This window comes from Streptomyces sp. PA03-5A, from assembly GCF_033792725.1.
In the GTDB taxonomy this organism is placed as follows: Bacteria; Actinomycetota; Actinomycetes; order Streptomycetales; family Streptomycetaceae; genus Actinacidiphila.
This window is the reverse complement of the sequence record NZ_JARAVL010000043.1, coordinates 18,016-39,283: the sequence shown is the minus strand read 5'-3', so window position 1 is coordinate 39,283 and position 21,268 is coordinate 18,016. Positions and strand designations below refer to the sequence as shown.

Sequence of the window (21,268 nt, the reverse complement as noted above, 5' to 3'; positions counted from 1 at the left end):
ACCCCTGTCGCTGGATTCCTGTCGGGTGACAGAAATTAGGGGCGGTCCATTTCGCCCGCGTGTCACGTTCATGTCCGCGACGCTCCAAGGTGCTCACCGCCGTCGGGCCGGTGCGACCCTCCCCGCAATTCGCGATGTATCGCGCTTGTCAGGGTGGGTGACTCGCGATATGTTCGGTCACGGATATACGGGTGCGAGTGAGGGAGGTGTTCGGGCATGGCCAAGCGCCGCAAGCTCGGCAACCCGCTGGCCCTCGCCGTCATGGCGACGCTCGGCGAACGCCCCATGCATCCGTACGAGATCGCCCAGGTGCTTCGGCAGCGGGGCAAGGAGCAGAGCATCAAGATCAATTACGGCTCGCTCTACACCGTCGTGCAGAACCTCGAGAAGCACGGCTTCGTGGAGGTCACCGGCGTGCAGCGGCAGGGCAACCGCCCCGAGCGCACGCTGTACGGGCTGACCGGGGCCGGCCGGGAGGAGCTGCACGACTGGCTCGCCGACCTGGTCGCCGTACCGGTGCGCGAGTACCCGGCCTTCGAGGCGGCGCTGTCGCTGCTGCTCGTGCTGCCCGCCGACGAGGTGGTCGACCTGCTCACCGAGCGGGTCGCGAAGCTGGAGGTGCAGGCGGCCGGCGTCCACGGCGTGCTCGCCAGGCTCCGGCACGACCTGCCGCGGATGTTCCTGATCGAGACCGAGTACCAGGTCCACATGCTCGAGGCCGAGGCGCAGTGGATCCGCGGCTTCCTCGGCGAACTCGAGAGGGGGACCATCTCCGGAGCCGCCGAGTGGCGGCGCTGGCATGAGACCGGCGAGATGCCCGAAGCCTGGACGGAGTCCGAGGAGGGGGCCGGGGAATCGGCCACCGCGCGGCACTCCTGGGAGGAGCTGGGGAGGCGGGCCGGCCCCGACGCGACACCGACATGAGGAACGCCCCCGGCGCTCGCTGCGGGAACAGCGCGCGCCGGGGGCGGTGACCCCGGACCGGACGGCTGCGGGAACAGTCGCCAGGCGATCGAGGTGCGGCACACCCAGGATAGCCCGGCAGTCCCCTCCGCCGATCGGTCCGGCCGTTCGTGGAAGGCCCGTTCACCAGGGCCACCGTGCGGCCCGTCACGGGCCCGCGAACCGACCGATCACCGGGCCGTGCAGGCACGGCCCCCTTGGCAGGCGGAGGAATCTGTCATGAGCACACGCGCGCCCGCGATCGTGGCGCACGACCTCGTCAAGACCTATCCCGGAGACGTGCGCGCCCTCGACAGGATGGGCGTCACCGTGGAGACCGGCACCGTCTTCGGGCTGCTCGGCCCCAACGGCGCCGGGAAGTCCACCACGGTGAAGATCCTGACCACCCTGGCCCGTCCCGACTCCGGCACCGCCCTCGTCGCGGGTCACGACGCCCTGCGCCACCCCGACCGGGTGCGCCGGGCCATCGGTGTCGTCGCCCAGAGGTCGGGCGCCGACCCGGTCGCCACCGGCGCGGAGAACCTGCGGCTGCAGGGCCGGCTGTACGGGCTGCGCGGCGCCGCGCTCGACCGCCGCGTCGAGGAGCTCCTCACCCGCTTCGACCTGGCCGACGCCGCGGGGCGGCCGGTGAAGACCTACTCCGGCGGCATGCAGCGGCGCCTGGACGTCGCGCTCGGCCTGGTCCACCGCCCCGAGGTGCTGTTCCTCGACGAGCCGACCACCGGCCTCGACCCCGAGGCGCGCACCGCGATGTGGGAGGAGATCGCGCGCCTGGCGGGCGACGACGGCCTGACCATCCTGCTCACCACGCACTACCTGGAGGAGGCCGACCGGCTCGCCGAGCGCATCGCGATCGTCGACCGCGGCCGGGTCGTCGCCGAGGGCACCCCCGACGGGCTCAAGGGCGAACTGCGCGGCGACGCCGTGCACGTGGAACTGCGCGAGCCGGCCGGCCCGGTCGACGCCCACCTCCTGGAGACGGCGCTCGGCGAGTTCGCCGGCGTGCGCGAGGCCCGGCTGGACGGCCGCCGGCTCAGCGCCCGCGCCGACGACGGCGCCGCGGCCGTGCCGCACGTGCTCGCCGTCCTGGAGCGCGAGGGCGCCGCCGTCGCCTCCGTCACCGTCGCCCGGCCCTCGCTGGACGACGTGTACCTCCGCTACGCCGGGCGCCGGTTCGCCGACGCCGACACCGCCACCCCCGCGGCCGGGTCCGCGACCGTCCCCGCCGGAGGTGCCCGATGAGCGTCGCGCTCACCCAGACCTGGTACATGACGCAGCGTCATCTCATGGCGTTCTGGCGCCAGCCCGCGTACCTGCTCATCACCCTGGTGCAGCCGGTGATCTGGCTCTTCCTGTTCGGCGCGCTCTTCCGCCGCGTGGTGGAGCTGCCCGGCTTCGGCGGCGGCTCGTACCTGGACTACCTCGTCCCGGGCGTGGTCGTGATGAGCGCGCTGTCCTCCAGCATGTGGGCCGGCATGGGCACGCTGGAGGAGATCGAGCGCGGCACCCTCAACCGCTTCCTCACCACCCCGGTCAGCCGCGCCGCGCTCATCAACGGCAACGTCGTCTCCCAGGGGCTCAGCACCGCCCTGCAGTCCGTCGTCATCGTCGCCCTCGGCAAGCTCGGCGGCGCCGACTACCCCGGCGGGGCCGTCGGGCTGCTGGTGCTCGTCGCGGCGTCGGTGCTGCTCGGCACGCTGGTCGGGGCGTTCTCCAACGCCATGGGCATGCTGGTACGGCAGCGCGAGAGCATCATCGGCATCAACACCTTCCTGCTGCTGCCGCTGACCTTCCTGTCCTCCGCCTTCATGGCGCCCGCGCTGATGCCGTCCTGGATGCGGCACCTCGCCGACGTCAACCCGATGAACTGGGCGCTCGTCGCGAGCCGTTCCGCGATGGCCGACAGCCCCGACTGGGGTGCGGTGCTCACCCGCGGCGGCGCGCTGCTGGTGGTGGCGGTCGCCGCGGTCGGGCTGTCGACCCGCACCTTCCGCTCGTACCAGAAGTCGGTCTGAGACCCGGCCGGTACCACGACCAGGCGTGACCCCACGGCGGGGTCACGCCTGGTGCGTACGCGACGTCAGGAAGCGAGCGCCCGCGGCGGCTCCTGCTCCTCCTCGATGCGGCGGTTCCACTCGGGCTTGGAGGCCTGCCAGCCGTCCTCGTCGTGGCCGGTGCGCCAGTACCCCGAGATCGACAGCCGCTCACGCGGCACGCCCAGTTCGACGCGCAGCAGACGACGCAGCTGCTTGACGAAGCCCGCCTCGCCATGGACGAAGGCCTGCACGTCACCCGGCGGGAACTCCAGCCCGGACACGACGTGGAGCAGGGCCTCGCCCACCGGCCGGGAGCCGCGGTGCACCCAGGTGACCTCGGCGTTGCCGGGCGTGGCGAGCTTCTGCTCCTCCTCCGGGCCGGAAACCTCGACGAACACCCGGGCGGGAGCGCCCTCGGGCAGCCGCTCCAGGGAGGCGGCGATCGCCGGCAGCGCGCTCTCGTCGCCCACGAGCAGATGCCAGTCGGCCGCGGAGCCGGGAACGTAGGCGCCGCCGGGGCCGAGGAAGAGCACCTCCTCGCCGGGCTGGACGCGCGCGGCCCACGGGCCGGCCAGGCCCTCGTCGCCGTGGTACACGAAGTCGACGGTCAGCTCGCGCGCCTCCGCGTTCCACCGGCGCACGGTGTACGTCCGGATGCGCGGCCACTGGTCGCGGGGGAACTCGGCGCGGATCCGCTGGATGTCGAACGGCTCGGGGTAGCGCACGCCCTCGACCGGGAACAGCAGCTTGATGTAGTGGTCGCTGTACTCGCCCACGGGGAATCCCGCCAGGCCCTCACCGCCGAGCACCACGCGGATCATGTGCGGGGTCAGCCGTTCCACGTGCTGCACCCGCGCGCGGTTGAGCTGCGGCTTCCTGCGCACCGGACGGTCTGCCATGAGCACACTCCTCGCACTAAGTTAGGCAAGCCTAACCCATCGGGCCGGTCCTGTGCAGCCCGGTCTCGGAAAGATCACGAGATCTTCGAACGCCGGTTCCGATCCGCCGTTCTCCGATTTTGATGGGACGGACGCGATCCGACGCTACCCGGGAGGCCGGCGCACATGGGTTCCGACACCGCCACCGCGATCACCGCAGGACCGCGCGGGGTGCCGCTGCTGGGGAACCTCCCGCAGTTCGCCAAGGACCCGCTCGCCTTCTTCACCGCGCTCCGCGAGTGCGGGTCCGGGCAGGTCACCTGGGCCATGGGCCGCACCCCCGCGCGCTTCCTCAATGATCCCGCGCTCATCGGGGAACTGCTCTCGGCCCGCGAGTCCACCTTCTCGCTGCCCGACCTCGGCTGGTCCTTCCGCTACCTGATGGGCGAGGGGGTCGTGGTGGCCAAGGGCGCCGACTGGCGCCGCAAGCGCTCCCTCGTCCAGCCCTCGGTACGGCCCAAGCAGGTGCGCGCGTACGCGGCGACCATGGCCGACTGCGCACGGGAGGTCGCCGACCGCTGGAACGGGGGCGAACGGATCGACGTACGCCGCGAGATGACCGGGCTGACCCAGCGCATCGCCGTACGGACCGTGTTCGGCACGGACGCCGCCGTCCGCGAGGAGGTCATCGGCCGCTGCATGGACGCCGCCCAGCAGCAGATGGGCGCCGAGTTCCGCGGACTGGGCGCGATGCTGCCCGACTGGGTCCGCACCCCGGGGCGGATCCGCTTCAAGACCGCCGTCGACACCCTCGACGCCGAGGTCGCCCGGATCGTCGCCGTCCGCCGTGAGGCCGGCGGCGAACGCGACGACCTGCTCAGCCGGTTGCTGGCCGCCGTCGACGAACACGGTGTCCGGCTCACCGACAGGGAGATCAGGGACGAGACCGTCACCCTCTACAACGCGGGCCACGAGACCACCGCCACCACCTTGACCTGGGCCTGGCACCTGCTGTCCCGCAACCCTCAGGCGCGTGAGGCGCTCACCGAGGAACTGGAGCGGGTGCTCGGCGGCCGCACCCCGGGCTTCGACGACTACGCGGAACTGCGCTGGACCGAGGCCGTCGTGAAGGAGACCCTGCGCGTGCGCCCCACGGTCTGGCTCAACCTGGCCGTCGCCGAGGAGGGCGCCGCCCTGGGCGGTGAGCCCGTCCCGGCGGGCACCCAGGTCTGGATCAGCCCCTGGGCCACCCACCGTGACCCGCGCTGGTGGCCGGAGCCCGAGGAGTTCCGCCCGGAGCGCTGGCTCGACGGGGCGCCCGACCCGGTCACCGACCACACCTGGTTCCCCTTCGGCGGGGGCACCCGGGCCTGCCTCGGGGCGCGCTTCGCGATGGTCGAGGCGGTGATCGTGCTGGCCACCCTCGGCAGCCGCTTCCACCTGGACACCGGCGACGAGGAGATCCGCCCCACCGTCGGCCTCACCCTCCAGCCCGACCGGGACGTCCTCGCCGTCACCCGGCCCGTTCCGGCCCCAGCACGCTGAGCAGCCGCTGCAGCGAGCCGCCCAGCCCCCAGCGCTCGGCCAGCGCGGCCAGCTCCTGGGGCTGGTGCGGCTCCCGCGGCAGCTGCGGGGTGAACTCCGGCAGCGGCACGTCGGAGGCCACCCGCACCACCTTGGGCGCGACGGCCACGTAGTCCCCCGCCTCCTGCAGCCGCTTGCGCTGCGCCGGGGTGACCTTCGAGGCGGGGTCGTGGGCGGCGGCCATGATCCCGGCCAGGTCGCCGTACGCCTCCAGCAGCTTCGCCGCCGTCTTCTCGCCGATGCCCGGCACGCCCGGCAGGCCGTCGCTCGGGTCGCCGCGCAGCAGCGCCAGGTCCGCGTAACCGGGACCGTCCACGCCGTACTTGGCGCGCAGCCAGGCCTCGTCCACCACGTCCAGCGAGCCGACGCCCTTGACCGGGTACAGCACCCGCACCCCGCGCGCGTCGTCCACCAGCTGGAACAGGTCGCGGTCACCCGTCACGATGTCCACCGGGCCGGGTGCCCGGCCCGTCAGGGTGCCGATCACGTCGTCCGCCTCGTAGCCGGCGACACCCACCCGGGCGATGCCCAGCGCGTCCAGCACCGCCTCGATCACCGGGACCTGCGGCGACAGGGTGTCCGGGACCTCCTCGACGTCCGAGCCGCCGGGGACCTCCTCGGCGACGCGGTGCGCCTTGTACGAGGGGATCAGGTCCACCCGCCACTGCGGCCGCCAGTCCGCGTCCATGCAGGCCACCAGGTCGTCGGGGGAGTGGTCGGCGACCAGGCGGGCGATGAAGTCCAGCAGCCCGCGCACGGCGTTGACCGGCGTGCCGTCCGGCGCGCGCACCGAGTCGGGCACGCCGAAGTACGCGCGGAAGTAGAGGCTGGCGGTGTCCAGGAGCATCAGGCGTCGAGTCACACGCCGATGATGCCGCACGCCGCCGACACCGTGACCTCCGTCACGGAACGGTTTGCTCCGCTTGGGTCGGGGCAGCCGCCGTCCCGGAGCGGGACAGGAGCGCTCCGCGACCTGCGTGCGGGGGCAGCCGGTCGTCCTCCCTACGACACGTGAGGTGTATGTGTACAGGCTGCAGGCAGAGCATCTGTACAAGGTGTTCGGTGCCGACCCCGAGGACGGCGTGCGCCGTCTGGAGGCCGGAGCCGGACGCGACGAACTGCGCGGGAGCGGTACGACCGCCGCGGTGATCGACGCGAGCTTCGACGTCCGCGAGGGCGAGATCTTCGTCGTCATGGGCCTGTCCGGATCGGGCAAGTCCACGCTGCTGCGCACGCTCAACGGGCTGAATCCCCCCACCGCGGGGCGGGTGCTCTTCGACGGCCGGGACCTCACCGCACTCAGCGCCCGCGAACTGCGCCGCGTGCGCTCGCACGGCATCAGCATGGTCTTCCAGCACTTCGCGCTCTTCCCGCACCGCAGCGTGCTCCAGAACGCCGCGTACGGCCTTGAGGTGCAGGGCGTGGGCCGCAAGGAACGCGAGGAGCGCGCCGCGCGGGCCCTGGAACTCACCGGCCTGTCCGGCTGGGGCGACTCCTGGCCCGACGAGCTGTCCGGCGGCATGCAGCAGCGCGTGGGCCTGGCCCGCGCCCTGGCCACCGACGCCGACGTGCTCCTCATGGACGAGTCCTTCAGCGCCCTGGACCCGCTGATCCGCCGTGACATGCAGGACCAGCTGATCGAGCTGCAGCGCAGCCTGAAGAAGACCATCGTCTTCATCACCCACGACCTCAACGAGGCCATGCGCCTCGGCGACCGCGTCGCCGTCATGCGCGACGGGCGCATCGTCCAGATCGGTTCCCCCGAGGACATCCTGCTGCGCCCCGCCGACGAGTACGTCAGTTCCTTCGTGCAGGACGTCGACCGCTCCCGCGTGCTGACCGCCGGCACCGTCATGGAGCCTCCGCACCGCCCCGACGCGGGCGACTGCCGCTGCGAGACGGTCACCCCGCGCACCGCGCTGGCCGACGTCCTGCCGGTCAGCGCGCGGGTCCCGCACCCCGTGGCCGTCCGCGACGAGGCCGGCGACGTGGTCGGCGTGATCGCCAAGGACCGGCTGCTGGCCGCGCTCGGCGACCACGACGGACCGGTGACGCCGTGCACCGACGACACGGCGCAGGCGGCCGTCCCGCACGCCGAGGCCGCCGGGCCGCAGAACGCCGCGCCCAGGGTGCCGGGCCGGCCGCGGAAGGAGGCGGCGCGTGCCTAGGCTGCCCCTCGGCGACTGGACCGACAGCGCCGTCACCTACCTGCGCGACCACTTCGGTCCGCTCTTCGACCTCATCAGCGCCGTCGTCTCCGGCATGTACGACGGCCTGGACGCCGTCCTGCAGGCCCCCGCACCGCTGCTGCTCGCCGGCATCCTCGCGGTCCTCGCGCTGTGGCTGCGCGGTCTGACCGCGGGCGTGCTCTCCTTCGCGGGCCTGGCAGTCGTCGTCTCCGTTCAGCAGTGGGACGAGGCCATGGACACCCTGTCCCTGGTGCTGGTCGCCACCGTGATCACCATCGTGCTCGCCGTGCCGCTCGGCATCTGGTCGGCGCGCAACCGCACCGTCTCCGCCGCCCTGCGCCCGGTGCTGGACTTCATGCAGACGATGCCCGCCTTCGTCTACCTGATCCCCGGCATCTTCTTCTTCGGCGTCGGCCAGGTGCCCGGCATCATCGCCACCATCGTCTTCTCCCTGCCGCCGGGCGTGCGCATGACCGAGCTCGGCATCCGGCAGGTCGACGGCGAGCTCGTCGAGGCCGCGGAGGCCTTCGGCACCGCTCCGCGCAGCACGCTGCTGCGGGTGCAGCTGCCGCTTGCGCTCCCCACGATCATGGCGGGCGTCAACCAGGTGATCATGCTGGCGCTGTCCATGGTCGTCATCTCCGGCATGGTCGGCGGCGGCGGTCTGGGCGCCTCGGTCTTCACCGCCATCAGCCAGGTCGACATCGGCCTCGGCTTCGAGGCGGGCCTGTCCGTGGTCATCCTCGCCATGTACCTGGACCGCGTCACCGGCGCCCTCGGCACCCGGGTCTCCCCGCTGGGCCGGCGCGCGATGGCCGCGGCCGCCTCCCCGCGCGGCCTGCAGCTGTGGAAGTACCGCCCGCAGACCTCCGTCGCCGTCGTCGGCATCGTCGCCCTCGCCCTGGTCGCCGGCGGGGTGAACGTCTTCGGCGCCGCCGACGAGGGGACCGCCGTCCCCGAGGCCGACGACGTCGGCAAGGGCCGTCAGGTCGACATCGGCTACATCCCCTGGGACGAGGGCGTCGCCTCCACCTATCTGTGGAAGGAGCTGCTGGAACGCCGCGGGTACGAGCCGAAGGTCACCCAGTACGACGTCGGCGCCCTGTACACCGGCATGTCCGCGGGGCGGGTCGACTTCGAGACCGACTCCTGGCTGCCCGTGACGCACCGGTCGTACTGGGAGAAGTACAAGAACGAGCTGGACGACTACGGCTCCTGGTACGGCCCCACCTCGCTCGAACTGACGGTGCCGTCCTACGTCAAGGGCATCGACTCGCTGGCCGACCTCAAGGGCAAGGGCAAGCAGTTCGGCGGCCGGATCATCGGCATCGAGCCGGGCGCCGGGATGATGAAGATGCTCAACGACACCGTCCTGGACCGGTACGGCCTGGAGGGCGAGTACGAGGTCACCACCGGCTCGACCGCCAGCATGCTCGCCCAGCTCGACCGCTCCATCAAGGCGAAGGAGCCCGTCGTGGTCACCCTGTGGTCCCCGCACTGGGCCTACGACGAGCACAGCCTGAAGAAGCTGAAGGACCCGCTCGGCGCCTGGGGCAAGGGCGACGGCATCCACACCCTCGCCCGAGGCGGCTTCGCCGGCGAGGAGCCGAAGGTCGCGAAGTGGCTCCAGGACTTCAAGCTGAGCGAGAAGGAGCTGACCGGGCTGGAGGGCGCCGTCCACAAGGCCGGCCAGGGCCACGAGCAGGACGGCGTCCGCGACTGGCTCGACGCCCACCCCGGTCTCACGGAGCGGCTCGCCCCGGTCGGCTGACCGGACCCCGACCCCGGACGGCGCGGCACCCGGCACTTCCCCTCCCTCGTGCCGGAGCCGCGCCGTCCGGCCCTCCCCGTCCCGCGGGGATGGATACGGTGGGGGACATGACCCGTCGCGACTCCGGCCCCGCACGGCGTGTGGTCTCCCTCGTCCCCTCGCTCACCGAGGCGGTGGCGACCACGGCGCCCGCCCTGCTCGTGGGCGCGACCGACTGGTGCAACCAGCCGGCCGACCTGCGCGTCACGCGGGTACGGGGCACGAAGAATCCCGACATCGCGGAGATCGTGCGGCTCGCTCCCGACCTGGTGATCGCCAACGAGGAGGAGAACCGCGAGCCCGACCTCGCGGCGCTGCGCGCGGCGGGGCTGACGGTGCTGGTCACGGAGGTGCGCAGCCTTCCGCAGGCCTTCCGGGAACTGCACCGCGTCGTCGTCGAGGCCTGCGGCCTGCCGCGCCCGGCCTGGCTCGACGCCGCGGAGAAGACCTGGGGGTCGCTGCAGCCCGCGGCCCACCCCCGCAGGGCCGTCGTGCCCGTCTGGCGCCGGCCGTGGATGGTGCTCGGCCGGGACACCTTCGCCGGCGACCTGCTGGCCCGGCTGGGCGTCGAGAACGTTTACGGGACCCACCAGGAGCGGTATCCGCGGGTGCCGGTCGACGAGCTCACCGGCAGCGGGGCGGACCTCGTCGTGCTCCCGGACGAGCCGTACCGGTTCACCGCGGACGACGGGCCCGAGGCGTTCCCGGACATACCCGCGGCCCTGGTCAGCGGCCGTCACCTCACCTGGTACGGCCCCTCCCTGGCCGAGGCGCCGGCCGTGCTCGCCGCCGCCCTCGCCCCGCCGGCCCCCGCCGGCCCCGCCCCCGCCCGGCGCGGCGGCTGACCCGGGGCGCCCGCGCCGTGGAAGCCCCCCGGCGCACGCGGGCCCGTGGCCGTCGCGTGCGCCGGGGAGGGACCTCGGTCAGCCGCGCGCCACGGCCGTGAGGACCGTGCGCCCGGACCCGACCCGGTAGACGGCCCGGCCGTCCTGGACACCCAGGTACGTGGCGTGGCTCCCGGCGGCGGTGTAACGGCCGCCCGCCACCACGGGCAGGGCGACCGTCGCCGTCACGTTGACCGGCACCTCGACCGTCGTGTCCACCCCGTGCCGGTTCCGGCGCCAGTCGACGCCGACGGTGCCGCGCTCGGTCCACTGGCTGCCCGAGGCGTGGCTCACGCCCGAATCCGCCGGGGCGATCCGCACCGACGCGCCGCCCGGGCTGGTCACCGTGAGCCCGAGCACACCCTCCAGCACCCCGACGACACCCGCGCCGCCCCAGCCGTGCGACATGCTCTCGCTGCTGCTCTGCGAGACCTGGCCCGGCGCGCAGTCACTGCTCGCACACCCCGGAGTCCACTGCTCCCACAGGAAGGTGCCGCCCTCGGCCAGGACCTGCGCGGGCCCGTCGGCGGAGGGATCGGTGAGGATCCGCACCAGCGTGTCCGGCCGGTCGACGACCCGCAGCGCCTCCAGCAGGGTCCGCAGCGTCATCGGCCCCTGCCGCATCCCCTGCCGGGACAGCTCCGCGCCCAGCGCGGCGTACTCCGAGGGTTCCGCGACGCCGTAGGCGACCGGGAAGCTCTGCGCGTGCTCGCCCTGATGCGCGATCAGGGCGCCGTCCGAGGACAGACCGTCCGACCACAGTCCGGTGCCGCCGTCCCGCAGCCGCTCCCGCATCGCCGCCGTCAGCTCGTCCGCGCGGCCGGCGTAGACGTCGCGGGTGGCGTGGTCGCCGAGCGCGTCGGCGGCCTCGGCCACCGACCGCATCGCGCCCACCCCGAGGGCGTTGACGACGGTGCGGTTCACGTTGCCGTCGGTGACGTAGCCGTACCGCATCGGGGCGGGCCAGTCGATGATGCCGTGCAGGTAGGCGCCGCTGCCGCCGGGCAGGTCGGCGACCAGACCGCGGTCGTCCACCGCCGAGGAGATGTAGTCCGCGACGTTGCGCATCACGGGCATGGCCCGGGCGAGCAGTTCGCGGTCGCCCGTCGTGCGGTAGTAGCGCATCACCCACTCGGGGAACATCTCGGTGTAGTCGGGGATGTCCCGCTTGGCGTCCCCGTTGGGGTAGACGGAGTTCAGGGCGCCATTGGGCCAATAGCGAGCCTGGGAGTTCATGAAGGACTCGATGGCCTGACGGGTCAGGCTGCGCTCGCCCGACGCGGCCATCGTCGCGAACGACTCGTCCACGGTGTCGCCGAGGAACTGGCCCTTCTCACGGGTCGGGGTGTCCAGGAAGACGTTCTGCGCGGATTGCAGCGCCGAACGCTGCATCAGCGAGAAGACCTGGTCCAAGGTGCCGTCGCTGCTGCGGAACGTCGCGGGGTGGGCCGCGTCGGTGTTCTGGACGACGGCGGTGACGTCCCGCGTGGTCAGCTTCTCGCCCGGGTCGCTGATCTGCAGGTAGCGCCAGCCCCAGTAGGTGAAGGCCCGGGCGGTCTGCGCACCGTCCTTTTCGGTGTAGTGGAAGCGCATGTTGCTGCCCTGGGTGTCCAGACCCGACGTACCCGCGCGGGAGTTCTCCACCCAGCTCGCCGCGGCGTGGTCCTTGCCCAGAGGACGGTCCAGGGTCACCGTCGTGCCGTCCACCGCGCTCACGGTGCGGGTCTCGGGGTGCCCGGCGCCGTACCCCGTGGCGGGCGCGTCCACCACGATCTCGTCGCCCGCGTGGACGTTCGCCGCGTTCGCCAGCGTCACGGAGGCGTCCCCGGCCCGCACTGCGGCGGTCAGCGTGGAGTTGCTGCGCCGGTAGCTGGTGGTGAACGTCAGCTGCCGGCCGGCGGTGCCGGAACGCAGCCGCACCGAGGGCACCGCGGCGTACACCTTGCCGAAGTCGGCGAGGACGGTGCCGTCGGGCAGGTGCAGCAGCGAGACCGGGTGGACGGTCTCCTGCGTGAGGTGGGCCTGCAGCGCCGACAGGTGGGTGAAGGCGCAGGGGGACGAACTTCCCTCGTAGGGAGCGCAGTTGTCCGGGTTCGGCCGCGGGTGGGCGCCGATGACGGTGGCCGCGGCCCAGCCGGAGTCGTCGTAGCCGGGGGTGTTCCAGCCGGCGGGCTCGACCGTGGCGTCGTAGTACTCGACGCGGTCGCCGGCGTCGCCGTTGCGGTAGGTCAGGGTGTCGACCCGCTGCGGCTCGTAGCGGTGGACCTTCCAGGTGCCGTCGGAGACCGCCACGTCGCGGGTGCCGTCCGCGTGCTCGACCACCACCTTGACCAGCAGCCCGGAGGGGCCCTCGGGGGCGTTCGGGCCGTTGGCCCGGCCCTGGCACTTGCAGGACCAGTAGTGCGTCAGCACGCCCACGGCCAGGTCCCGGCCCGCCTTGACGCCCTTGACGGCGGCGACGTCGTAGAAGCCCTCACCGGCGTACTCGTAGGACGAACTGCGCTGCACGGTCTTGCCGTTGACGTCGACCTGCCAGTCGCCGGAGGCCGCGACGTACACCCGGGTGCCGACCACGGGGCTGCCCGCGGACACCCGGACGACCTTGCGGGCCGCCGTCCACTCGTTGCTCGCGTCGTTCCCGGTGGCGGGACGGCGGATCCACTGGGCGCCGGACCAGTCCTGGTCCGTCAGGCCCGTGCCGAAGGAGGCGCCGGCCGAGTAGGGGGAGGCCTCCCCCGCACGGTCCCACGTCCGCACCTTCCACTGGTACGCCGTCCCCGGCGCCAGCGCGGGCCCGCCGTACGGCACCCAGGACTGCTCGGAACCGCGGACCTTGCCGCTGTCCCAGACGGTGCGGCCGCCGGGGACGCGCACGACGACCTGGTAGGCGGTCTGGACCTCGTCGGAGTCGCTGTCGCGGGGCAGCCAGCCGAAGCGCGGCGCGGCGTCGATGGCGAGCGGCTCGGTGCGGTCGTCGACCGTCAGGCCACCGGGGGCGCCCGGGGCGTGGTTGCGGGGCGCGTGTGCGTGGTCGGCGTAGGCCTGGGGCGTGGCCGCGGCGAGCGTCAGGCCGAGGGAGAGGGCGAGGAGAGTGAGGCGGCGGCGGGGGAGGGGCGGACGTCGTTTCATGGACACCTCTCGGCGGGGTTAGAACGTTTCAATCCGCGGGCGTATGGTATTGATACGTTTCAATCCTGTGACCGGGGTGAGCCTAGGCAGGGCGCCGTTGCGCTGTCAACGCCCCTTCGTGTGCGGCGCCGTTGTGGTTGCGGGCGGCTGCGCCGGGCTGCCCGGGTGTTTGTGTGCGGGGTGTTTGCGCCTGCGGCGGGGTGCCCCCGCCCTCCCTCCCCCCAGCCTTCGGCCGGGGGGATCCCCATGGGGGCACCCCCGGCCGAAGGCTGGGGGAGACGAGCGGCGGACCCGGCGTCGAACGATGTGGGCGTATACCGCGAGCGCAGTGGGGGTCCCCCCGGCCGAAGGCTGGGGGAGTGCGCCGGCGCGGCCCCGACTCAGGCACATGGTGCGAGGCCCGCACTGACCGCGCCGGGCAATCGGGAGGGCGGCGGGGAAACCGCCCGCCGCAGGCGCAACGCACCCGCACACAACCACCGGGCAGCCCGGCGCAGCCGCCCGCAGGCGCAAACAACCCGCACACAACAACCGGCCCCAAGGGACACCCCCCGCAGAAGATCTACGCTGCACGCATGAGCGACCCCCACTTCCGCCCCGTCACCCGCCACGACATCCCCGCCGTCGTGGCGATGTTCGCCGACGACGGCCTCGGCCGCGGCCGCGAGACCCCGGACGACCTGGAGCCCTACTACGCGGCGTACGAACGCGTCGTCGCCGACCCCGGCCAGCACGTGGTCGTCGCCGAGCGGGACGGCACGCTCGTCGGGGTGCTGCAGCTGTCGGTGATACCGGGGCTGTCACGGCGCGGCACGACGCGCTCCGTCATCGAGGCGGTCCGCGTGCACCGCGACGCCCGCGGCGGCGGCCTGGGGACGCTGATGATCGAGTGGGCGGTCGAGGAGTCCCGCCGCCTGGGGTGCACGCTGGTGCAGCTGACCTCGGACCGGGCCCGCGCCGACGCGCACCGCTTCTACGAGCGCCTCGGCTTCACCGCCTCGCACGTCGGCTTCAAGCGGCAGCTCTGACCCCTTCGAGCGGCAGCTCCGACCGCTTCAGGCAGTAGCTCCGACCGCCGCGGCGACCAGCGCCCGCATCACCCGCTCGTCCTCGTCCATCTCGGGGTGCCACTGCACCCCCAGCACGAAGCGGTCGCCCGGCAGCTCCACGGCCTCCGGCGTGCCGTCCTCGGCGTGGGCGCCGACCACCAGGCCCCGGCCCAGGGTGTCCACCGCCTGGTGGTGGTACGTGGGCACCGTCATGGCCTCCGGCACCGCCTCCGCGTAGCGCGTGCCGGGGACGGGCTTGACGGTGTGGCCGCCGAACGCGCCCACCCGGGGGCCGCGGTGACCGTCGATGTGCTGCACGAGCGTGCCGCCGAGGGCGACGTTGAGCAGTTGCATGCCCCGGCAGATGCCCAGCAGGGGCACCCCGGCGGCGAGGGCGGCGTGGAGGAGGGCGAGCTCCCAGGCGTCCCGCTCCCGCGCGGGCGGGTCGGTGCGCGGGTCGGGCTCGGCGCCGTACCGCGCGGGCTCGACGTCCGGGCCGCCCGCGATCACCAGCCCGTCCAGCCGGGCCACGGCGTCCGCGGCGTGGGCGGGGTCGTCCGGCGGGAGCAGCGCGGCGAGGCCGCCGGAACGCCGTACGAGCAGCGGGTACCCGGCGGGGAGCAGGGCGGCGGGCAGGTCCCAGCCGCCCCAGCGGGCCGAGTCGACCCAGTAGGTGCTGACACCGATCAGCGGACGGGCCACGGGAGCCTCCCTGCGACGCGCGGATTTCTCCTTGCACCGTACCCAACTGGGCCCCGGGCCCGTACTTTTGGATCACCTGTCGGCCGGTAGGAGAGGTGATCACCCGTGGTGCACCGAACAGCCCCGCTCAGCACCGACGACCTGCGACGACGTGTCGACTCCGGAGAGATCGACACGGTGGTCGTCGCCTTCACCGACATGCAGGGCCGACTGCAGGGCAAGCGCTTCGCCGCGCGGCACTTCCTCGACGACGTCCTGGAGCACGGCACCGAGGGGTGCAACTACCTGCTCGCCGTCGACGCCGACATGAACACCGTGGACGGCTACGCCCTGTCCTCCTGGGAACGGGGCTACGGCGACTTCGCCATGCACCCCGACCTCGGCACCCTGCGGATCACCCCCTGGGACGCCGCCACCGCGCTCGTCGTCGCCGACCTGCGGCTGCTGGATCACGGCTCCACGCCGGTGGCCCCCTCGCCCCGCCAGATCCTGCGCCGCCAGACCGAGCGGCTCGCCGAGCGCGGCTGGTCGGCGTACGCGGGCACGGAACTGGAGTTCATCGTCTTCAAGGACACCTACGAGCAGGCCTGGACGAACGGCTACCGCGACCTGACCCCCGCCAACCAGTACAACGTCGACTACTCCCTGCTCGGCACCGGCCGCGTGGAGCCGCTGCTGCGGCGCATCCGCAACGAGATGGGCGCCGCCGGGATGCGCGTGGAGTCCGCCAAGGGCGAGTGCAACCTCGGCCAGCACGAGATCGCCTTCCGCTACGACGAGGCCCTGGTCACCTGCGACCAGCACAGCGTCTACAAGACCGGCGCCAAGTCGATCGCCGCGCAGGAGGGGTACTCCCTCACCTTCATGGCGAAGTACAACGAACGCGAGGGCAACTCCTGCCACATCCACCTCTCGCTGCGCGACGAGGACGGGCGGCCGGTCTTCGCGGGCGACGAGCCGGGCGGCATGTCGGAGACGATGCGCCACTTCCTGGCCGGGCAGCTCGCCGCGCTCCGCGACTTCTCCCTGCTGTACGCGCCCAACATCAACTCCTACAAGCGGTTCCGGCCCGGCTCCTTCGCCCCCACCGCCGTCGCCTGGGGCCCCGACAACCGCACCTGCGCCCTGCGCGTGGTCGGGCACTCCCCGTCCGCGCTGCGCCTGGAGAACCGCGTGCCGGGCGGTGACGTCAACCCCTACCTCGCCGTCGCCGGGATGATCGCCGCCGGCCTGCACGGCGTGGAGCAGAAGCTCACCCTCCCCGAGCCCGTCACGGGCAACGCCTACGCCAGCGACGGCGTGGCGCACGTGCCGGCCACGCTGCGCGAGGCCGCCGAACTGTGGGAGTCCAGCCCGATCGCCCGGGCGGCCTTCGGCGACGAGGTCGTCGAGCACTACCTGAACATGGCCCGCGTCGAGCAGGACGCGTACGACACCGCCGTGACCGACTGGGAGCGCTACCGCTCCTTCGAACGCATGTGAGGCAGCGAGTGCCCGAAGCACCCGAACCGCTCGAAGCGCTGGACGTGCTCAACCCGGCCACCGAGGAGGTGATCGCCACTGTCCCCGCGGCCCGCCGGGAGGACGTCGACGCCGCCGTCACCCGCGCGGCCCGCGCCCAGACCGCCTGGGCGGCCCTGGCCCCGGCCGACCGCGCGCGGCTGCTGCGGCGTTTCGCGGCCGTGGTCGACGCGCACGTGGAGGAACTGGCCGCCCTGGAGGTGCGAGAGGCGGGCCACACGGTGGGCAACGCCCGCTGGGAGGCCGGCAACGTCCGCGACCTGCTCGACTACGCGGCGGGCGGCGTCGAGCGGCTCAGCGGCCGGCAGATCCCGGTGCCCGGCGGCATCGACGTCACCTTCCTGGAGCCGCTCGGCGTCGTCGGCGTCATCGCGCCCTGGAACTTCCCCATGCCCATCGCCGCCTGGGGGACCGCCCCGGCGCTCGCGGCGGGCAACGCGGTGATCCTCAAGCCCGCCGAGACCACCCCGCTGACCGCGCTGCGCCTGGCGGACCTGGCACTGGAGGCGGGACTGCCCGAGCACCTCTTCCAGGTGCTGCCCGGCCGGGGCCCGGTCGCGGGGGCGGCCCTCGTCGAGCACCCGGGCGTCGCGAAGATCGTCTTCACCGGGTCGACCCGCGTCGGCAGGCAGATCATGGCCACGTGTGCCGGCACCCTCAAGCGGGTCACCCTGGAGCTCGGCGGCAAGTCGCCGAACATCGTCTTCGCCGACGCGGACCTCGAGAAGGCCGCGGCGACCGCCCCGATGGCCTTCCTCGACAACGCCGGGCAGGACTGCTGCGCCCGCACCCGGATCCTGGTCCAGCGCCAGGTGCACGACCGCTTCATGGAACTGCTGGAGCCCGCCGTCCTGGCCGTGGGGGTCGGCGACCCGGCTGATCCGGCGACCGGCATGGGCCCGCTCATCTCCGCCGTGCAGCGCGACCGCGTCCGCTCGTACGTGTCCCCCGACGCGCCCGTCGCGATCCGCGGCACGGCCCCGGAGGGCAAGGGCTTCTGGTACCCGCCGACCGTGCTGACCCCCGCCCACCCGGCCGGGCGCGTCGCGGTGGAGGAGGTCTTCGGCCCGGTGGCCGTCGTGCTGCCCTTCGAGGACGAGACCGACGCGCTGCGTCTGGCCAACGCCACCCCGTACGGACTGTCGGGCTCGATCTGGACCCGGGACGTCGGCCGCGCCCTGCGGCTGGCCCGGGGCACCGCCGCCGGCAACCTGTCGGTGAACTCCCACAGCTCGGTGCGCTACTGGACACCGTTCGGCGGGTTCAAGCAGTCGGGGCTCGGCCGCGAGCTCGGCCCGGACGCGCTGGCCGCCTTCACCGAGACCAAGAACGTCTTCATCAGCACGGAGGAGTGATCCCGGCAATGACGGAAGCAGAAGCAGTGGTGTGCCGCCGCCTGGTGGGCCGGACGGCGGTGGTCACCGGCGCCGGCAGCGGCATCGGGCTCGCCTCGGCGCGCCGGCTGGCCTCCGAGGGCGCGCACGTGGTGTGCGCCGACATCGACGAGGCCGCGGGCAAGGCGGCCGCCGAGGAGGTCGGCGGGCTGTTCGTCCAGGTCGACGTCACCGACGCCGGGCAGGTGGAGGCGCTGTTCAAGGCGGCGTACGACACCTACGGCTCGGTCGACGTCGCCTTCAACAACGCCGGCATCTCGCCCCCCGACGACGACTCGATCCTGACCACCGGCATCGACGCGTGGCGCCGCGTCCAGGAGGTCAACCTCACGTCGGTGTACCTGTGCTGCAAGGCGGCGCTGCCGTACATGCAGCGCCAGGGCAAGGGCTCGATCATCAACACCGCGAGCTTCGTCGCCGTCATGGGTGCGGCGACCTCGCAGATCTCGTACACCGCCTCCAAGGGCGGCGTGCTGGCGATGTCCCGCGAGCTGGGCGTGCAGTTCGCCCGGGAGGGCATCCGTGTCAACGCGCTGTGCCCGGGACCGGTCAACACCCCACTGCTGCGGGAGCTGTTCGCCAAGGACCCGGAGCGCGCCGCGCGCCGCCTGGTGCACATCCCGGTGGGCCGCTTCGCGGAGGCGGAGGAGATCGCCGCCGCCGTGGCCTTCCTCGCCAGCGACGACGCGTCCTTCATCACCGGAGCGGAGTTCCTGGTGGACGGGGGCATCGCGGGGGCGTACGTGACCCCTCTGTGACCGGGTGACTGACGGGAATCTTAAGGGCCGGGCCTTAGGGTGACGCCGTGACCATGACGACCCCGCCCGGCTGGTACCCAGAGCCCGGGCAGACAGGCAACGGGCCCGCTCTGGAGCGCTGGTGGGACGGGACCGCGTGGACCGAGTACACCCGCACGGCCCCGCCCCCCGCCCAGGCGTTCGGCGCCGGGGCGCCGGGCCATCCGCAGTACCCCGGCTACCCCGGCGCGTTCCCCGCCGCCCCCCGCAAGCGGCGCGGCGGTCTGATAGCGACCGCCGTCGTCGCCGCGGTCGTGGTGGCCGGCGCGGTGATCGGAGGCGTCGTCGCCCTCGGCAGGAGCGGCGGCGACGGTGCGGACTCCGCCCGGCCCGCCCCCTCGTTCACGGCCCCCGGGCAGGGCCCGGAGGGCGACGACGGCGGTCCGGGCGGTGGGGGTCCGGACGGCGGCGGCCCGCAGGACGTGCCCAAGAGCGAGCCCGGCTTCGCCCTGGACGCCGTCGACGGCGTCAGCCTGCCCGTTCCCGACGGCTGGACCGGCTCCACCAGCCGGTACGGGCTCGCGGAGCTCACCGTGGGCGAGTACGCCTGCCCCGGCGACGCCTCGAACACCTGCCTGCGCGGCGGCGTCTTCTCCATGCCCGCCGCGTCGGTGAAGCTGAAGTCCACCACCGCCGAGGCCGCGGCCAAGGAGGACATCGCCGGCAACGCCGAGGGGGCCTACGGCGGCAAGGTCTACGGCGACATCACCTCGCACACGCAGCTGCTGTCGAAGAAGGTCACGGTCGCCGGCGAGCAGGGCTACCTGGTGCGCTGGAAGGTCGTCACCGAGAGGGGCGACGACGGCTACGTCCAGTCGCTGGTGTTCCCCTCGCCGTCGGACCCCGACAGGCTCGTCCTGGTCCGCTACGGCTTCGACGTCAACCCCAAGGCGCCCGGCCTCGCCGTGATGGACGAGATCACCAAGGGCATCAAGGCTTCGGGCTCCGGCGGCGGCACCGGCGTCTGACCGCCGCCCCCGGGCGCGGGCGCCCCGGTCCGGTCCGTCCGGCCGGGGCGTCCGGGCGTCCGGGTGTCACAGGAACGTCTTGCCCTCGCCGCGGTAGGTCGGCACCGCCCGCACCACCCGGTCGCCCTCGACCAGGTGCAGCGTGTCGAAGCGCTCGCACAGCTCGCCCGCCTTGGCGTGCCGGAACCACACCTTGTCGCCGATGAGCAGGTCGTCGGCGGCCGTCCCGATCAGCGGCGTCTGCACCTCGCCCGGCCCCTCCTGGGGGTCGTAGCGCAGCCCCTGCGGCAGGTGGGGCACCGGCAGCCGGTCCCGGCCCGCCGCGCCCGATGCCGGGTAGCCGCCGCCGAGGACGGTGACGACGCCCACACCCGGGCGGCGCACCACGGGCTGCGCGAACAGCGCCGCCGGACGGCCCCGGAAGGAGGTGTAGTTGTCGAACAGCCGCGGCACGTACAGGCCCGACCCGGCGGCGATCTCCGTCACCGCGTCCTCGGCGGCCGTGCTCTGCACGCTGCCCGTCCCGCCGCCGTTGACGAACTCCAGCCCGGGCGCCACCTCCCGCACCGCCCGGACGACCTCCGCGCGCCGCGCCGCCAGCTCCCGGCGTGCCGTCGCCTGCATCAGCCGCACCGCGCGCGAGCGCAGCGGCCGGCCGCTGACCGAGTCGCCGACGCCGGCCACATGGCCCTCGTACGCCATGATCCCCACCAGCCTGAACCCGGGCCGCCGGGACACCTCGCGGGCCAGCGCGGCCATCTGCTCGGGCTGGTGGAGCGGGGAGCGCAGCGCCCCGATGCGGAGCCGGCCCCCCAGCATCTTCAGCGAGGTGTCCAGCTCCAGGCAGACCCGGACGATCTCGGAGCCGCCCGCGCGCGAGGAGTCGATGAGGTCGAGCTGCGCCGCGTCGTCGACCATGACGGTCACCGCGGCCGCCAGCTTCGGGTCCGCGGCCAGCTCCGCGTAGCCGGAACGATCCGCCGACGGGTACGCCAGCAGGACGTCGTCGAAGCCCGACCGCGCCAGCCACAGCGACTCGGCGAGGGTGAACGACATGATCCCCTCGAAGCCGTCCCGCTCCAGCACCCGCTCCAGGAGCGCGCGGCAGCGGACCGACTTGGACGCCACCCGGATCGGCTTGCCGCCCGCCCTGCGGACCAGGTCGTCCGCGTTGGCGTCGAACGCCTCCAGGTCCACGATCGCCACCGGCGCGTCGAGGTGGGCGGTGGCCCGGTCGTACCGGGCACGAGCTGCTCCGCGATCAGACATGCGCGAAGCTTGCCAGAATGCCCCTACCGAGCGGTAGGGGCAAGTGATCCGTACTGACGCCTCGTGACGTCGCCGCGCCCAGTAGAGTGACGCCG

The 21,268-nt window shown here is 73.3% G+C and carries 17 protein-coding genes; 12 read left to right on the top strand and 5 right to left on the bottom strand.

The genetic code is table 11. The features are described from left to right. The first annotated feature begins 216 nt into the window (after positions 1–216). The 3 genes from PV410_RS37475 (at position 217) to PV410_RS37465 (ending at position 2,978) form a co-directional block, all read left to right on the top strand. Entirely contained in the window at positions 217–924 is a 708-nt protein-coding gene (locus PV410_RS37475) for a PadR family transcriptional regulator (protein ID WP_500330631.1), read from the top strand. 258 nt (positions 925–1,182) lie between these two features. After that, a complete protein-coding gene (locus tag PV410_RS37470) occupies positions 1,183–2,205 on the top strand; it encodes an ATP-binding cassette domain-containing protein (protein ID WP_500330629.1) in 1,023 nt (340 codons plus the stop codon). Beyond that, complete coding sequence (locus PV410_RS37465; protein ID WP_500330627.1) at positions 2,202–2,978, top strand: ABC transporter permease; 777 nt, start codon at positions 2,202–2,204, stop codon at positions 2,976–2,978. The genes PV410_RS37470 and PV410_RS37465 overlap by 4 nt, the downstream gene beginning before the upstream one ends. 65 nt (positions 2,979–3,043) lie before the next feature. Here the strand turns inward: PV410_RS37465 and PV410_RS37460 are convergent, their stop codons facing one another. Beyond that, positions 3,044–3,898 (bottom strand): siderophore-interacting protein, encoded by an 855-nt coding sequence (locus PV410_RS37460; protein ID WP_500330625.1) that lies wholly within the window; start codon positions 3,896–3,898, stop codon positions 3,044–3,046. A gap of 165 nt (positions 3,899–4,063) precedes the next feature. Here PV410_RS37460 and PV410_RS37455 point away from each other — a divergent pair, with 165 nt between their 5' ends. Continuing rightward, positions 4,064–5,422, top strand: a complete 1,359-nt coding sequence (locus PV410_RS37455; protein ID WP_500330624.1) for a cytochrome P450 — start codon at positions 4,064–4,066, stop codon at positions 5,420–5,422. Here PV410_RS37455 and PV410_RS37450 read toward each other — a convergent pair. After that, positions 5,391–6,308, bottom strand: coding sequence for a 5'-3' exonuclease (locus PV410_RS37450; protein WP_500330690.1), 918 nt, complete (start codon positions 6,306–6,308; stop codon positions 5,391–5,393). The two genes, PV410_RS37455 and PV410_RS37450, sit on opposite strands and share 32 nt — an antisense overlap. A gap of 175 nt (positions 6,309–6,483) precedes the next feature. Here PV410_RS37450 and PV410_RS37445 point away from each other — a divergent pair, with 175 nt between their 5' ends. From PV410_RS37445 to PV410_RS37435, 3 genes are all read left to right on the top strand, one after another. Further along, the gene (locus PV410_RS37445) at positions 6,484–7,629 is read left to right on the top strand and encodes a quaternary amine ABC transporter ATP-binding protein (protein ID WP_500330688.1); all 1,146 of its coding nucleotides are present in this window, start codon (positions 6,484–6,486) and stop codon (positions 7,627–7,629) included. Continuing rightward, the gene (locus PV410_RS37440) at positions 7,622–9,421 is read left to right on the top strand and encodes an ABC transporter permease/substrate binding protein (protein ID WP_499510903.1); all 1,800 of its coding nucleotides are present in this window, start codon (positions 7,622–7,624) and stop codon (positions 9,419–9,421) included. Before PV410_RS37445 ends, PV410_RS37440 begins: the two co-directional genes overlap by 8 nt. 107 nt (positions 9,422–9,528) lie before the next feature. Beyond that, positions 9,529–10,305 carry a helical backbone metal receptor gene (locus PV410_RS37435; protein ID WP_500330623.1) on the top strand — a complete coding sequence of 259 codons (777 nt, stop codon included), beginning with the start codon at positions 9,529–9,531 and terminating at the stop codon, positions 10,303–10,305. 78 nt (positions 10,306–10,383) lie between these two features. Here PV410_RS37435 and PV410_RS37430 read toward each other — a convergent pair whose 3' ends face one another. After that, a complete protein-coding gene (locus tag PV410_RS37430) occupies positions 10,384–13,473 on the bottom strand; it encodes a glycoside hydrolase family 78 protein (protein WP_500330621.1) in 3,090 nt (1,029 codons plus the stop codon). Between the two features lie 575 nt (positions 13,474–14,048). Here PV410_RS37430 and PV410_RS37425 point away from each other — a divergent pair. Further along, positions 14,049–14,501 carry a GNAT family N-acetyltransferase gene (locus PV410_RS37425; RefSeq protein ID WP_500330619.1) on the top strand — a complete coding sequence of 151 codons (453 nt, stop codon included), beginning with the start codon at positions 14,049–14,051 and terminating at the stop codon, positions 14,499–14,501. 27 nt (positions 14,502–14,528) lie between these two features. Here the strand turns inward: PV410_RS37425 and PV410_RS37420 are convergent, their stop codons facing one another. Further along, the gene (locus tag PV410_RS37420; RefSeq protein ID WP_500330617.1) at positions 14,529–15,224 is read right to left on the bottom strand and encodes a gamma-glutamyl-gamma-aminobutyrate hydrolase family protein; all 696 of its coding nucleotides are present in this window, start codon (positions 15,222–15,224) and stop codon (positions 14,529–14,531) included. A 105-nt stretch (positions 15,225–15,329) separates the two neighbouring features. Between PV410_RS37420 and PV410_RS37415 the strand changes: the two genes are divergently transcribed. Genes PV410_RS37415 through PV410_RS37400 form a run of 4 tightly spaced genes read left to right on the top strand, consistent with a single transcriptional unit; the run spans position 15,330 to position 19,904 of the window. After that, on the top strand, positions 15,330–16,706 hold the full coding sequence (locus tag PV410_RS37415) for a glutamine synthetase family protein (protein WP_500330615.1): 1,377 nt from the start codon (positions 15,330–15,332) through the stop codon (positions 16,704–16,706). Positions 16,707–16,714: 8 nt separating this feature from the next. Further along, on the top strand, positions 16,715–18,100 hold the full coding sequence (locus PV410_RS37410) for an aldehyde dehydrogenase family protein (protein ID WP_500330613.1): 1,386 nt from the start codon (positions 16,715–16,717) through the stop codon (positions 18,098–18,100). An 8-nt stretch (positions 18,101–18,108) separates the two neighbouring features. Next, complete coding sequence (locus tag PV410_RS37405) at positions 18,109–18,897, top strand: 3-oxoacyl-ACP reductase (protein ID WP_500330611.1); 789 nt, start codon at positions 18,109–18,111, stop codon at positions 18,895–18,897. 53 nt (positions 18,898–18,950) lie between these two features. Then, on the top strand, positions 18,951–19,904 hold the full coding sequence (locus PV410_RS37400) for a DUF2510 domain-containing protein (protein WP_500330686.1): 954 nt from the start codon (positions 18,951–18,953) through the stop codon (positions 19,902–19,904). 66 nt (positions 19,905–19,970) lie between these two features. Here PV410_RS37400 and PV410_RS37395 read toward each other — a convergent pair whose 3' ends face one another. Then, positions 19,971–21,173, bottom strand: a complete 1,203-nt coding sequence (locus tag PV410_RS37395; protein ID WP_500330609.1) for an amino acid deaminase/aldolase — start codon at positions 21,171–21,173, stop codon at positions 19,971–19,973. Positions 21,174–21,268 lie beyond the last annotated feature (95 nt).

Bases quoted from the DNA above. Each gene is read 5' to 3' on its own strand.
- PV410_RS37400 (WP_500330686.1), top strand. From the start codon at position 18,951: ATGACGACCCCGCCCGGCTGGTACCCAGAGCCCGGGCAGACAGGCAAC.
- PV410_RS37455 (WP_500330624.1), top strand. From the start codon at position 4,064: ATGGGTTCCGACACCGCCACCGCGATCACCGCAGGACCGCGCGGGGTG.
- PV410_RS37395 (WP_500330609.1), bottom strand. From the start codon at position 21,173: ATGTCTGATCGCGGAGCAGCTCGTGCCCGGTACGACCGGGCCACCGCC.
- PV410_RS37405 (WP_500330611.1), top strand. From the start codon at position 18,109: ATGACGGAAGCAGAAGCAGTGGTGTGCCGCCGCCTGGTGGGCCGGACG.
- PV410_RS37470 (WP_500330629.1), top strand. From the start codon at position 1,183: ATGAGCACACGCGCGCCCGCGATCGTGGCGCACGACCTCGTCAAGACC.
- PV410_RS37450 (WP_500330690.1), bottom strand. From the start codon at position 6,308: ATGCTCCTGGACACCGCCAGCCTCTACTTCCGCGCGTACTTCGGCGTG.
- PV410_RS37435 (WP_500330623.1), top strand. From the start codon at position 9,529: ATGACCCGTCGCGACTCCGGCCCCGCACGGCGTGTGGTCTCCCTCGTC.
- PV410_RS37430 (WP_500330621.1), bottom strand. From the start codon at position 13,473: ATGAAACGACGTCCGCCCCTCCCCCGCCGCCGCCTCACTCTCCTCGCC.
- PV410_RS37425 (WP_500330619.1), top strand. From the start codon at position 14,049: ATGAGCGACCCCCACTTCCGCCCCGTCACCCGCCACGACATCCCCGCC.
- PV410_RS37460 (WP_500330625.1), bottom strand. From the start codon at position 3,898: ATGGCAGACCGTCCGGTGCGCAGGAAGCCGCAGCTCAACCGCGCGCGG.
- PV410_RS37465 (WP_500330627.1), top strand. From the start codon at position 2,202: ATGAGCGTCGCGCTCACCCAGACCTGGTACATGACGCAGCGTCATCTC.
- PV410_RS37475 (WP_500330631.1), top strand. From the start codon at position 217: ATGGCCAAGCGCCGCAAGCTCGGCAACCCGCTGGCCCTCGCCGTCATG.